Genomic DNA, 12,353 nt, shown 5'->3' on the forward strand with positions numbered 1-12,353 from the left:
GGACAGGTGGCCCGTTCGCGTCACGTACGGTGCGCCTCTGCGTCTTCCTACGTAGGAGCTCTCCGCCCGACCCCTTCGCACGAACGAAAGTGATCCATGCTCGACGAATCCACCACCCCACCGGCGCCCGGCGCCCCGGCGGCACCCGCGGCCCCGGCCTCTGAACCCGCATACCCGGCAGCGCCTCCGAAGTGGAACGTGCTCGCGATCGTGGCCTTCATCCTGTCCTTCATCGGCGGCCTGCTCGGCATCATCCTCGGCGTCGTGTCGCTTCAGAAGGTCTCCCGCACGGGCGAGCGCGGCCGTGGCCTGGCGATCAGCGCCATCGTGATAGGCGCCGTGAACATCGTGGTCGGCATCATCACCTGGGGGCTCGTCGCCGCTCTGGTCGCGGCCGCCCACACCTCCGCCGGGTCGACGCTCGAGCGATCGCTTCCCTCGGCGCTGACGACCAGTGCGCAGTGCCAGGTCCTCGCCGACGCCGTCACCGAGTCCCGCACCGCACTGAGCGACCTGTCGACGCTCGCGGCGGATCCGCCCAAAGCCGTCTCCGCGCTCCGCGAGTTCTCCGCCGATTGGAAGACCGCTGCCGCGACCGTGCCCGACGCCGACGTGCGCGCATCGGCGACCGCGGCCTCCCGCAGCCTGGATGCTCTGATCGCCTACGTCGCTCCGGTCGCCGAAGACCCGGCCGCCGTGGTGAACCTCGACGAGAAGGAACTCCGCCGCCTGAGCAGCGAGCTGGGCAGCGCCTTCAACGCCGTCGACGCGAGCTGCGGCTGACCCCAGCAGTTCGCTGCCCACACGACGACGTCGCCGCTTCCGCATTCCGCGAGAACCGGCGACGTCGTCTTCCCGCTACGACTGCAGCCACTCCAGCAGGTCGGCGTTGATCGTGTCGGCCTGCGTGGTCGGCATGCCGTGCGGGAAGCCGGGGTACGACTTGAGCGTCCCGTTCTGAACGAGCTTCGCCGACAGGGGGCCGGAGTCGGCGTAGGGGACGATCTGGTCGTCCTCGCCGTGCATGACGAGCACCGGAACCGAGATCTTCTTCAGGTCCTCGGTGAAATCCGTCTGCGAGAAAGCGACGATCCCGTCGTAGTGCGCCTTCGCGCCACCCATCATCCCCTGCCGCCACCAGTTCTCGATGATGGCCTCGGACGACTCGACTCCTGGCCGGTTGAACCCGTAGAACGGGCCCGACGGCAGGGCGCGGTAGAACTCGGACCGGTTCTTCGCGAGCTGCGCCTGCAGGTCGTCGAACACGCTCTTCGGCAGACCACCGGGATTGTTCTCGGTCTGCACCATGATCGGCGGCACGGCACTGATCAGCACCGCCCGGGCCACCCGGTCCTCGCCATAGGTCGCGATGTAGTGCGCGACCTCGCCGCCTCCGGTGGAGTGGCCGACGTGGATGGCGTCGTGCAGGTCGAGCGCCTCCACCACCGCGCGGAGGTCGGCGGCGTAGTGGTCCATGTCGTGACCGTCGCCGCTCTGAGTGGAACGGCCGTGGCCGCGCCGGTCGTGGGCGACCACACGGTAGCCGTGCTGCAGGAAGAACAGCAGCTGCGTGTCCCAGTCGTCGGCGGACAGCGGCCAGCCGTGACTGAAGACGATCGGTTGACCCGTTCCCCAGTCCTTGTAGAAGATCTCGATTCCGTCGGATGTGGTGACAGTGCCCATGGTTCCCTCCAGGAATGGCGAAGCGATGCTGTGGGGGATGGTGCTGCGGAACAGGTCGGCGCACGTCCAACCTAACCGTCGCTACCGTTCGAGGACCAGGGTCGTTCAGGTGCGATCAGTGGGCGGCTGTCACCGGCAGGAACACGCGCATGGTGCTCGGACCGCGGTTTGCCCAGCGGTGGTACGGGATGAGCCGGGCCGTCGCCGTCGTGACCGTCTCGTCGCTCTCCGCGTCACCGTACGGCCAGGATGCATCCCGGGGCTCGGCGATCGCGATCGCGACGGTCGCGCCGTCCGGAAGGTAGCCGAGCGGCACGCCGGCGTCGAGCGCGATCCGGCTCACGTCGACGCCCGAGGGGAGGTCCGTCGACTCGGCGCACAGCACGAGCGGTCCGCGCTCGACGGCCACGGTCCCGCGCAGCGCGTCGATCCGCGCGTCCGGGTAGGTGAGCCGCGGCTCCATCGGCAGGTCGAGGTGGATGCGGTCGCCGCTCACGAAGTGCGCCCGGGCGCGCGCGTAGCCGTCCACGACGGGCAGTTCCTCGCCCCGGAAGCGCGCGACCGCGCCGGCGGCCCAGCCCGGGATGCGCACCCGCACCTCGACCTCGCCCTCCGACTCCGCGTCGATCTCGATCGAGCCCGCGTACGGATAACCGCCGGTCCGGACGGCCAGCCGGACCGCGCCGGTCTCTACGGTCGTCTCCACTTCCGCATCCGCCAGCAGGTGGAGCTGCACGCCGTCGTCCGTCGCGGTGGCGACGTACGACGAGACGCTCGCGAGGGTCCGCGCCACGTTCGTCGGACAGCACGAGACCTCGAACCACGGCGCCCGCATGCTGGATTCGGCGCGCTCGCTGACCTCGTCCTCGTCGGGCTCGCTGCCGGCAACGCGCTGGTGCAGGGTGTTCGCGTAGTAGAAGGCGCGACCGTCCTCGCGCGGCGAGACGAGCACCGCGTTCAGCAGCGTGCGCTCGATGAGGTCGGCGTAGCGCGCGTCACCGGTCTGCAGGAGCAGGCGCCAGCTGAACATGACGGATCCGATGGCCGCGCAGGTCTCCGCGTACGCCCGGTCGGCGGGCAGCTCGAAGTCGCTCCCGAACTCCTCGTTCTGGTGGTGCGAGCCGATGCCGCCGGTGACGTACGTGCGGTGGGCGACCGTGTTGTCCCACTGGCGCCGCAGGGCGTCGAGGAGTTCCGCGTCGCCGGACTCGGTGGCGACGTCGACGGCGCCGGCGGACAGGTACATCGCCCGCACCGCGTGGCCGCGGAGCACGTCCGCGCGGCGGACGGGCACATCGTCCAGGAAGTACTCGCTGCCCTGGAACAGCGTCGTCTTCAGCGTCCGGCGTCCTCGCCTCTCGACGAACAGGCCGGCGAGCTCGATGTACCGCGGCTCGCGGAGCGCGCGGCCGAGCTCGACCAGAGCCGTCTCGATCTCGGGATGCCCGCAGATCGCGTCCCGGCCCTCCGGACCGAATTCCGTGTAGACGTGGTCGGCGAGCCGGCGGGCGACCGCCACGAGGGTGTCATCGTGACCGGTGCGGTAGCGGGCGACCGCCGCCTGGAAGAGGTGGCCGAAGCAGTACAGCTCGTGCCCCCACTCCAGGTCCGAGTAGCGCGGGGGCTGACCGGGACGACCGAAGGAGGTGTGCAGGTAGCCGTCCGGCTCCTGGGCGGCCGCGACCCGCTCGACGAGCTCCCGGTAGACGGTCTCGAGCGGACCGTCCGGCGTCCGGCCCAGCTCCCACGCCATCGCCTCGAGCAGCTTGTAGACCTCCGAGTCGACGAACTCGATGCCGTCGTGGTGCTCGGCGACGGTTCCGTCCGCGGCGCGGTCGAAGTTGCCCACCCAGCCGATACGTTCCATCCAGGTCAGGCAGTGGCCGATGATCGACCCGGCGTTGAGCTCCTGCTTCTCGCCCCAGAAGCCGCCGGCGATGCGGACCTCCGAGGGGCCGAGCGGACGCAGGAGGGACGCGCTGGGGTTCACGGGACCGCCGAGGCGCGTGCGGTCGAGGGTGTCGGTCATTCTGCTCCAGCCAGGATCGCGGATTCCGCGCGGGCCAGCGCGTCGGAACGGAGGGTGAGGTAGGCGCTCGCCGTCCAGCTGTAGGCGCGGTCGCGCAAGCCGGCGCCGGTGCGCGCGTCGAAGTTCTCTGCGAAGCCCGAGGTGTCGCAGAGCGCGGCGAACGAGCGGGCGATGCGGTCCGCCAGCTCGCGGTGGCCGGCGCGCCGCAGGCCGTCCTCGATGAGCATCGTGGACGGCGCCCAGATGGGTCCGCGCCAGTAGCCGTCGTCCTCATAGAGCGGCGAGTCGACCGGCTCGGTGGCAGGACCCCACTCGGTGAGGTGCCGGGTGATGGATGCGGCCAGCCGGTCGGCGACGTCCTCCGGCAGCTGCTCCCCGAGCACGATCGGGAGAGAGTTCAGGAGACTGGTCGCGGGGGCCGGATCTCCGGTCGCCACGGAGCGGGCGATGAAGCCCGAGCCGGTCCAGAACTCACGGAACAGGGCGGTGCGCACCTCGCTCTCGGCCTCGATCCACTCCGACGCGGGTAGCCCGAGCTCCTCGGACAACTGCGCGAGCACCCCCAGCTGCAGCACGAGGAAGGCCGCCAGGTCGGGCGATTCGATCACGCCGCCGTGGTCGAAGGTGGTCGAGTTGTCCCAGCCGCTGTCGTTCCCGTGCTGGTAATAGGGGAGCGCGTGGCCCGGCGCACGGCGCTGGCGCAGCCAGAAGCGGGTCCACGCGGCGAGGCCGGCGTGCACCTCCTCGAGCTGCGCCCGCTCGAAGGGTCGCGGCGCCCGTGCGCGCAGCTGCGCGAAAGCCCAGCCGTGGATGGGCGGCTTGACGAAGTTGTAGAGCACCTCGGAGTGCGTGATCGAGTCGGGCAGCGCGCCGGTGGCGTCCCGGTGGTCGAAGGGGAGCAGGAACTGGTCGAGCGCCGCCTGCGGGTCGCCGGCGGCCAGGGCGATCGCATTGAAGCAGTGGTCCCAGCTCCAGACCTTGTCCATCCAGTGCTTGGACATCAGCACCGCCTCCCGCGTCACGAAGCCCGCAGGGGAGACCGTGGCGGACCACATCACGTAGCAGGCCTTCACGTCCACGCTGAAGGGCGTGCCGGTGAGGAGGCGCTCGCTGTACGCGTGGAACTCCGCCCGGCGCGCCTCGACGACGGCGTCGAAGGAGGCGACCGATGCGACCGCGGGCGCGCTCGTCTCGAGCTCCTCGACGAGCACCTCCCAGTCGTCGTCCGAGCCGAAGGCGATGGCGCGGGGCGTCACGCCGACGCGTTCGGCGCCGACCACCTCCGGCTCACCGCGGAGCACCGTGAAGCGGTACCGGCGACCGGACTCGTAACTGGTGAGGGTCGGGGAGCCGTCCAGCGGATCCACGAACAGATAGGCGCCGGTGAACGGCGTCAGCTCGTCGGGGGCGACGAAGGCGAGGCCCAGGCCGCGACCGCGGAACCGGATGCCGGCGTCGTCGAACGCCGCCTCGACCAAACCGCCGTCGGCGCTCCAGGTAAGCACGCCCGGCGTCGCCCGGACGTCCGTGGCAGCGGGACGTCCATCCCTCCGGGGCTCCAGCCGGAGCACCGCGTGCATCCCGCCGGTGTGCGTCACCAGGTGGAGGTCGTCCGCGACGGTGTGCAGGGCGACGACGCGCGACAGGTCCAGCCACGCGCCGCGGCGCGAGAACGGGATCTCCGCGATGTCGAACGAGAAGTCGTCGAAGGCGCTCATCCTCAGTCCTTCACCGCCCCGGCGGTCACGCCCGCAGCGACGTACTTCTGCGCGATGACGAGAAGCACAGCCGCCGGGATGGACGCCACCACGGCGGTCGCCATGATCGCGTTCCACTCCTGGTTGTTGTTGCCGATGTACTTGTAGATGCCGAGGGTGATCGTCTGCAACGCACCGCCGCTGTTCAGCGTCGACGAGAAGATGAAGTCGGACCAGGCCCAGAGGAACGCGAACAGCGAGACCGTCACGATGGAGTTGCGGCTCACCGGCAGCACGATCGAGCGGAACGTGCGCCACGTTCCGGCGCCGTCGATCTTCGCCGCGCTCATCAGCTCGTCGGGGATGCCGGCCATGAAGGCCGAGAAGATCAGCACGCCGAACGGCACCGCGATGGTGGAGTCCGCGATGATCAGTCCCCACAGCGTGTTCAGGATGCCGAGGTTCAGGTAGATCGCGTAGAACCCCATCGCCATGATGATCCCGGGGATCATCTGGGCGATCAGCAGCACGAAGTTGAGCGCACCGCGGCCGCGCGGCCGCAGCTTGGCGAGCGAGTACGCGGCCGGCGCCGCCAGGGCGACCGTCAGGATCACGGTGCCGAGCCCGATCAGGAGGCTCGTGCCGAGGTACGGCAGCTGCTGGCTGATCACGGCCTGGTAGCCCTCGAATGTGGCGTGAATCGGGAACAGGTTCGGCGGGCTCTTGCGCATCTCGGTCGTGGGGGTGAGCGAGACGTTGATCATCCAGTAGACCGGGAACAGCATCACGAGGGTGAGCACGACGCCCACGACGGTCTTCCACCAGGGTCGCCGGCCGTTCATGCGATGTCCTGCTTTCGCTGCGTGCGGATGTAGATGATCCCGAAGACCAGGGCGATGATGATCAGCACGTTGCCGACCGCCGCCGCCGGGCTGAAGTCCGGGAGCGTGGACGCGAAGCCGAGCTGGTACGACCAGGTCGCGAGCGTCGTGGACGACGTTCCGGGGCCGCCGCGCGTCATGATCCAGATGATGTCGAACACCTTCAGCGTGTAGACGAGGCCGAGCAGCAGGGTGATCGCCGAGACCGGCCGGAGCAGCGGGAAGGTGACCTTCCAGAACTTCTGCCAGCCGTTCGCGCCGTCGAGCGAGGCCGCCTCGTAGAGGTCCGACGGGATGTTCTGCAGGCCCGAGTAGAGGATCACCAGGTTGAAGGGGATGCCGATCCAGATGTTGGCGATGGTGACGCTGGTGAGCGCCCAGTCGGGGGAGGTCAGCCAGTTGATGCCCGGGAGGCCGAACGCCTCGAGGGCGGCGTTCACGACGCCCGAGTCGCTGTTCAGCATCCACGACCAGGTGGACGCCGACACGATCAGCGGGAGCAGCCAGGGCACCAGGAACAGGGCTCGCAGCGTGGCCGAGAGCCGGAAGTTCTGGTGGAAGAAGACGGCGAGGGCCATGCCGATCGTGAACTGGAACGCGATCGAGACGACGGTGAACAACGCCGTGTGCAGGATGGCCGGCCCGAACGTCGGGCTCTGGAACACCTTGACGTAGTTGTCCAGCCCGACGAACGGGGCGCCGCCCTGCACGAAGGACCGGACGGTGTAGTCCCGCACGCTCAGCTCGATGTTGCGGTAGAGCGGGAACGCGTAGAACACGATCAGGTAGATCACCACGGGAGCGAGGAAAGCCCAGGCGGCCCACTGGCCGGACCGTCTCCGGCCCGACCGCCGGGTGCGCGCCCGCGGCGGGGCGGCCGTGCCGGCCGCCCCGCCTGTGCCCCGCACCGATTCGTGCAGCGCTGTCTGTGTCGTCGTCATGTCTCGGTACTTTCGGGGAGGTGCGTTACTTGGTGGCGGCCTCTGCCGCGCTCTGCGCGGCCTTCAGCGCCGCCTCGGGGGACTGCGAACCGCTGAGAGCGTTCTGCACGGCGCCCCACAGCTGCTGCGAGATCTTCGGGTACTTCGTGCCCAGGTTGTCGCTGGTGCGGCCCTTGGCGGCGGCCACCGCATCCACCCACGGCTTCAGCTCGGGGTTCGCGGCGACCTGCTCCTTCTGGGCGGCCTCGGTCGGCGCGATGTACGAGAGGGTCGTGTCGGTCTTCACGAAGCTCTTCGTGCTCGTCAGGCACTCGGCGATCTTCTTCGAGGTGGCGTACCGGGCGGTGTCCTTCTGGACGGGGAGCGTCATGAACTCGCCGCCCGTCGGAGCGGGGGCCGCGCTGCCGTCGGCCCCGGGGATCGTCAGGATGCCGTAGTCGATGCCGGCCTTCTTGACGTTCCCGAGCTGCCAGGTGCCGTTCTCGCCGAACGCGAAGTCGCCGGTCGCGAACTCCTGCCACGACGTGGTCTGGGTGTTGTTGATCACCGAGTTGGGCGCGTAGCCCTTCTTGACCCAGTCCGTCCAGAGCGTCAGCGCCTGGGTCGCCTTGGCGGAGTCGAGGTGCTTCAGATCCGCGCCGGATCCCCAGAACCAGGGCAGGAACTGGAAGCTCCCCTCCTCGGTGCCGATCGCCGAGAAGGTGATGCCCTTCTTGCCGGCGGCGGTGACCTTGGCCAGGGCGTCGGTGAGGCTGCTCCAGTCCTTCACGGTGGAGATGTCGACACCGGCGGCGTTGAGCACGCTCTTGTTGTAGTAGAGCGCCAGGGTGTTCGCGCCGATCGGCACGCCGTACGTCTTCCCGTCGAGCTGCCCGGCGGCGAGGATGTTCTTCTGGATGTCGCCGGTGTCGAGCTTGTTCTCGGACGTACTGGTGAGGATGCCGGCCTCGGCCAGCGTCGAAACCACGGGGTTGTCGACGAGCAGCAGGTCGGGGGAGCTGCCCTGCTGTCCGGCCAGCAGCGCCTTGTTCGTCAGGTCGCTGGTGTCGTAGCCGGTGCGCTTGACGGTGACGCCGGCCTCCGTGCCGCACTGCTCGACCAGCTTCGTCCAGTCGGCCGAGGCGTCGAACTGCGGGTACGGGTCCCAGAACGTGTAGGTGCCGCCGGCGCTGCTGCCGGAGCCGGAGCCCGAGCCGGAGCCCGAGCAGGCCGCGACGCCGCCGATGACGGCTGCGGCGAGAACCGCCGCGCCCACCAGGCGGGCGCTCTTGTGTGCGATCACAGTATTCCTCCTTGAATCGTGCAGTGCTGATGTGTCGTCTGCGGGGAGCGCCCTGCGGTGTGCGGCGCTGCGTGTGGTCTCGGGTTCATCGGGTGCTCCCGCGGATGGTGAGCTCCGGTGCGATGAACCTCGTCACCGGAGCTCCAGCGAGCTCGGGCGACGTGATCCGGCGCACCAGTTGCCGGACCGCGTTCTGGCCCAGCTGATCGGGCGAGCTCTCCACCGCCGTGTAGGGCAGGGAGAACGCTCGACCGAAGTCTTTGGAGTAGAGGCTGACCACGGACAGGTCGGCGGGCACCCGGGTGCCGCGGGCGGCGAGCACGGAGGGGAGCGCAGCGATCGTGGCGTCGTTGTGGACGATCAGCGCCGTCGCGGTGGGCCGCGCATCCAGGATCGCGTTGACGCTCTGGCCGATGGCCGGCTGCTGCGCCTCGCCGAAGTACGGGTGCATCTGGATGCCGTAGCGGGCCGCCCGCTCGAGGGCCGCATCCCGGAACCGCCAGCCGTACGCTCCGCCGCGCTCGAACACATGCTTGGGAGGCGACACCACGATGATCTCGCGGTGGCCGAGCCCGTACAGGTGGTCGACGAGGATGCGCGCCGACTCCCCGAAGTCGAGGTCGAAGACGTCGAGGCCCTCGGTGCGCTTGGGAAGGCCGACCAGGGCTCCCGGCTGCGAGGCGGCACGGAGCGTGTCGAGGCGCGGGTCGTCGTGGACGACGTCGAGCAGGACGACGCCGTCGACCATCCCGGCGCTCGTCACCCGGCGGAGTGCGGCCGTGGCGTCGATCTCGGTGACCAGCAGGATGTCGTAGCCGAACTCGCGGGCGGTGTCCGACACCGGGAGCACGTACTGGAGCATCGCGGGGGCGAACTCGTCCTGGTGGAACTGCGTGAGCAGCCCGATCACCATGGTCTGCGACGTGGCGAGGGCGCGGGCGCCCGCGTTGGCGGTGAATCCGAGGGCCGAGATCGCTTCGTCAATGCGCGCCCGGGTGGACGGCGAGATGGACCGCTTGCCCGAAAGCGCGTACGAGACGGTGCTCGGGGACACGCCCGCGTGGCGGGCGACGTCTGTGATCGTGATCGCCACGGGCACCTCCTCAGGCCGTCATCGTCGAACCGGTTCGATCACTGTAGCGCCCTGTCGCGCCCGCCACAAGTCGAAGCGGTTCGATTGGGGGATGGGGCCCGTCCTGCGCGCTACCGCGGTGGGCGGTGCTGCGATTTGGCACAAATCATGGGAATCTGGCCGCCAAAACCGCGATTTGGCACAAATCTCGCGGCAAAGGGCGCGTGAGGCGGGGGTCGGTGCGACATTCGTGACGACTGTCGCCTCTGCGGTTACGTCACGCGACATTCGTGACGAATGTCGCCTCCGCGCCTGCACAACGCGACGTTCGTCACGAATGTCGCCTGAGCGCGCGGCTGAGCGGACCTTCGTGGCAAATGCCGCTGTAACGGAGGGCATCGGTGCGGCTCGCCGTGGCGGCATTCGTGACGAAAGTCGCGTATGCGCCTGCCTTACGCGACATTCGTGACGAAAGTCGCGTATGCGCCTGCCTTACGCGACATTCGTGACGAATGTCGGCGGGGGCGCGGGCGACGATTCGTGCCGAATCACGGGCAGCTTCGCCGCAAAGCCGCGATTCGACACGAATCGCGCCCGGCGCAAAGCGCGCGGCCGCGCCGCGCTCAGGCGACGGGGCGCGTGCTGCCGCGGTCGACCAGTTCCGGCTCGATGAAGCGGACGCGCGGCTCCCCGGCCTCCTCGGGCGAGTGGATGCGGCGGATGAGCTGGCGCACCGCCTCCTGCCCGAGACGGTCCGGGGAGGTCTCGGCGGCGGTGTAGGGCAGTGAGAAGGCCTGGCCGAACTCCTGCGAGAAGACGCCGACCACCGAGAGGTCGTCGGGCACGCGCATCCCCCGCTTGTCGAGGTATGCGGGGAGTGCGGCGATCGTCGCGTCGTTGTGGACCATCAGTGCGGTGGCGTGGGGGGATGCGGCCAGCGCCGCATCCAGGGAGTCCGTAATCCCCGGCTGCCGCGAGTCGCCCTCGTGGGCGACGAGACGGATCCCGTAGCGGGCGGCGCGTTCGACGGCGGCGTCGCGGAAGCGCCAGGCGTAGGAGCCGCCGCGCTCGTAGACGTGGCGCGGAGGCGTGATGAGCACGATGTCGCGGTGCCCGAGGTCGGCGAGGTGGTCGACCACGATCCGCGCAGCCTCTCCGAAGTCGAGGTCGTAGGAGTCGAATCCCTCGCCGTTGCGGGCGTAGCCGATCAGCACGGCGGGCTGCGGCGCCTCCCGCAGCGGCTCCAGCCGGGAGTCGTCGTAGGTGACGTCGAGCAGCACGACGCCGTCGATCATCGCCGACGACGTGGTGCGGCGCACGGCGTTGACGCGGTCGGCGTCCGTCACCATCAGCAGGTCGTAGCCGTGCTCGCGCGCGGTGGTGGAGACGGGGAGCACGTACTGCAGCATCGCGGGGGCGAACTCGTCCTCCTGGAACTGCAGGTACAGCCCGAGCACGTTCGTCTGCGCGGTAGCCAGGGCGCGCGCGCCGGCGTTCGGGGTGAAGCCGAGCTCGTCGATGGCGGCCTGGATGCGCGTCCTGGTCTCCTCGGAGATGGCGCGTTTTCCGGACAGCGCGTACGAGACGGTGCTGCGCGAGACGCCGGCGACGCGGGCGACGTCGCCGATGGTCGCTGCCATGCTTCCTCCTCGCTGTGGGCGCTGCGGGCGACCCCCGCATCACAGGATCGTCCCCGTGATTCTGTCACGCGGCACCTCGCGGGGGCGCGCTGCGCGGCCGCAATACGTCGAATCGGTTCGCCCGCCGGGCCCCGAGGGATGCGGCGCGCCAGTGCCCGCGCCCGGCTGCGGCCTCTCGGCACGTTCGCGGCTGTTCGCCACACCGCAACCGTTCCAAACGGGCGCAGTTACGCTCAAGGGGCGTACGAGCGCGTGGTCGAATCGGTTCGACAGAAGAGACCGCCCGACGAAACCACCCGCGCCGACCACCTACCGCGCAGCCCCGCCCCTCCCGGTCCGACCCCGCGGGCTCGGCGGCACGTCGAGGCTGCCCTCGTCGAGGAGCTGCAGCCCCAGCGGTGTGGACGCCGACACCACCAGCGCGCTCACCCAGTCCGCGTTGATCTCCGGGAACCGACTGCCGGAGTACTTGAAGTGCAGGTCGGTGTGCGGCCCGATCCAGACCGCGCTGCGGCCGTCGCCGACGCTTTCGTTGTCGCGCCAGTTCAGCATGAACGACTCCTGGCGGCGGAGCTTCGTGGCCACGGCGAGCTGCAGGTGGGCGAGCACGCGGTCCTCGAAGGCAATGGCCAGCCGCCCGGCGCCGTAGAAGAGGGTTCCCATCGTCCCGGCTCCTCGTAGCTAGTCCGGGTAGTGCTCGCTCGAGAACTCGGGGTTCTCCTCGAACACCGGTCGCGACGGTTGCAGCCGTGCCGTCTTGTCGCGCATCGACTCCGTGGCCTCCGCGTCCGTCAGATCGACGCCGCGGTCGAGAGCCGGGGCCGCGAACAGCTGACTGGCCGGTCCGATGAGCAGCCGGGTGCGGCCCTGCATCCCCTCGTCGGAGAGGGCGGGCACCGTCACCAGGTCCGATTTGCCCACATCCGCCAGGGCTCGCGCGTACTGGACGAGTGCGTCGCAGACATCGTCGTCGAGGAAGATGTGCCCCCCGGCGTAATACAACTTCTCCATATCCCATGATTTCCACCGATCCGCACACTTTTCCAGCCCCTAGTGCATCCGAATGGCCTCCGGATGCAGAAAGCATCACGGGAGGATCCGTTCGGCTCCTCCGACAGGACGAAGGGG

The 12,353-nt window shown here is 69.5% G+C and carries 11 protein-coding genes; 1 reads left to right on the forward strand and 10 read right to left on the reverse strand.

Annotated elements, in window-relative coordinates; all coding sequences use genetic code 11:
• The first annotated feature begins 96 nt into the window (after positions 1-96).
• Complete coding sequence (locus J2W45_RS16435; RefSeq protein ID WP_310133999.1) at positions 97-783, forward strand: DUF4190 domain-containing protein; 687 nt, start codon at positions 97-99, stop codon at positions 781-783.
• 75 nt (positions 784-858) lie between these two features.
• Here J2W45_RS16435 and J2W45_RS16440 read toward each other — a convergent pair whose 3' ends face one another.
• The 10 genes from J2W45_RS16440 to J2W45_RS16485 form a co-directional block, all read right to left on the reverse strand.
• Entirely contained in the window at positions 859-1,683 is an 825-nt protein-coding gene (locus tag J2W45_RS16440) for an alpha/beta fold hydrolase (RefSeq protein WP_310134001.1), read from the reverse strand.
• A 115-nt stretch (positions 1,684-1,798) separates the two neighbouring features.
• Complete coding sequence (locus J2W45_RS16445; protein WP_310134006.1) at positions 1,799-3,712, reverse strand: glycoside hydrolase family 127 protein; 1,914 nt, start codon at positions 3,710-3,712, stop codon at positions 1,799-1,801.
• Positions 3,709-5,430, reverse strand: a complete 1,722-nt coding sequence (locus J2W45_RS16450; protein ID WP_310134008.1) for an amylo-alpha-1,6-glucosidase — start codon at positions 5,428-5,430, stop codon at positions 3,709-3,711. Before J2W45_RS16450 ends, J2W45_RS16445 begins: the two co-directional genes overlap by 4 nt.
• 2 nt (positions 5,431-5,432) lie before the next feature.
• Positions 5,433-6,251 carry a carbohydrate ABC transporter permease gene (locus J2W45_RS16455; protein ID WP_310134011.1) on the reverse strand — a complete coding sequence of 273 codons (819 nt, stop codon included), beginning with the start codon at positions 6,249-6,251 and terminating at the stop codon, positions 5,433-5,435.
• Positions 6,248-7,231, reverse strand: a complete 984-nt coding sequence (locus J2W45_RS16460; RefSeq protein WP_310134012.1) for a carbohydrate ABC transporter permease — start codon at positions 7,229-7,231, stop codon at positions 6,248-6,250. Before J2W45_RS16460 ends, J2W45_RS16455 begins: the two co-directional genes overlap by 4 nt.
• 25 nt (positions 7,232-7,256) lie before the next feature.
• Positions 7,257-8,513: a sugar ABC transporter substrate-binding protein gene (locus J2W45_RS16465; RefSeq protein ID WP_310134015.1), complete on the reverse strand. Its 1,257-nt coding sequence runs from the start codon at positions 8,511-8,513 to the stop codon at positions 7,257-7,259.
• 85 nt (positions 8,514-8,598) lie between these two features.
• Positions 8,599-9,606 (reverse strand): LacI family DNA-binding transcriptional regulator, encoded by a 1,008-nt coding sequence (locus J2W45_RS16470; RefSeq protein WP_310134017.1) that lies wholly within the window; start codon positions 9,604-9,606, stop codon positions 8,599-8,601.
• A 602-nt stretch (positions 9,607-10,208) separates the two neighbouring features.
• On the reverse strand, positions 10,209-11,225 hold the full coding sequence (locus J2W45_RS16475; RefSeq protein WP_310134019.1) for a LacI family DNA-binding transcriptional regulator: 1,017 nt from the start codon (positions 11,223-11,225) through the stop codon (positions 10,209-10,211).
• 309 nt (positions 11,226-11,534) lie between these two features.
• On the reverse strand, positions 11,535-11,888 hold the full coding sequence (locus J2W45_RS16480) for a DUF7882 family protein (protein ID WP_310134022.1): 354 nt from the start codon (positions 11,886-11,888) through the stop codon (positions 11,535-11,537).
• An 18-nt stretch (positions 11,889-11,906) separates the two neighbouring features.
• Positions 11,907-12,236, reverse strand: coding sequence for a hypothetical protein (locus J2W45_RS16485; RefSeq protein WP_310134023.1), 330 nt, complete (start codon positions 12,234-12,236; stop codon positions 11,907-11,909).
• Between the last annotated feature and the right edge of the window lie 117 nt (positions 12,237-12,353).

Source organism: Leifsonia shinshuensis (assembly GCF_031456835.1).
In the GTDB taxonomy this organism is placed as follows: Bacteria; Actinomycetota; Actinomycetes; order Actinomycetales; family Microbacteriaceae; genus Leifsonia; species Leifsonia shinshuensis_C.

Coding starts and splice junctions, on each gene's coding strand:
- J2W45_RS16485 (WP_310134023.1), bottom strand. CDS start 12,236: ATGGAGAAGTTGTATTACGCCGGGGGGCACATCTTCCTCGACGACGAT.
- J2W45_RS16480 (WP_310134022.1), bottom strand. CDS start 11,888: ATGGGAACCCTCTTCTACGGCGCCGGGCGGCTGGCCATTGCCTTCGAG.
- J2W45_RS16475 (WP_310134019.1), bottom strand. CDS start 11,225: ATGGCAGCGACCATCGGCGACGTCGCCCGCGTCGCCGGCGTCTCGCGC.
- J2W45_RS16445 (WP_310134006.1), bottom strand. CDS start 3,712: ATGACCGACACCCTCGACCGCACGCGCCTCGGCGGTCCCGTGAACCCC.
- J2W45_RS16455 (WP_310134011.1), bottom strand. CDS start 6,251: ATGAACGGCCGGCGACCCTGGTGGAAGACCGTCGTGGGCGTCGTGCTC.
- J2W45_RS16435 (WP_310133999.1), top strand. CDS start 97: ATGCTCGACGAATCCACCACCCCACCGGCGCCCGGCGCCCCGGCGGCA.
- J2W45_RS16440 (WP_310134001.1), bottom strand. CDS start 1,683: ATGGGCACTGTCACCACATCCGACGGAATCGAGATCTTCTACAAGGAC.
- J2W45_RS16460 (WP_310134012.1), bottom strand. CDS start 7,231: ATGACGACGACACAGACAGCGCTGCACGAATCGGTGCGGGGCACAGGC.
- J2W45_RS16450 (WP_310134008.1), bottom strand. CDS start 5,430: ATGAGCGCCTTCGACGACTTCTCGTTCGACATCGCGGAGATCCCGTTC.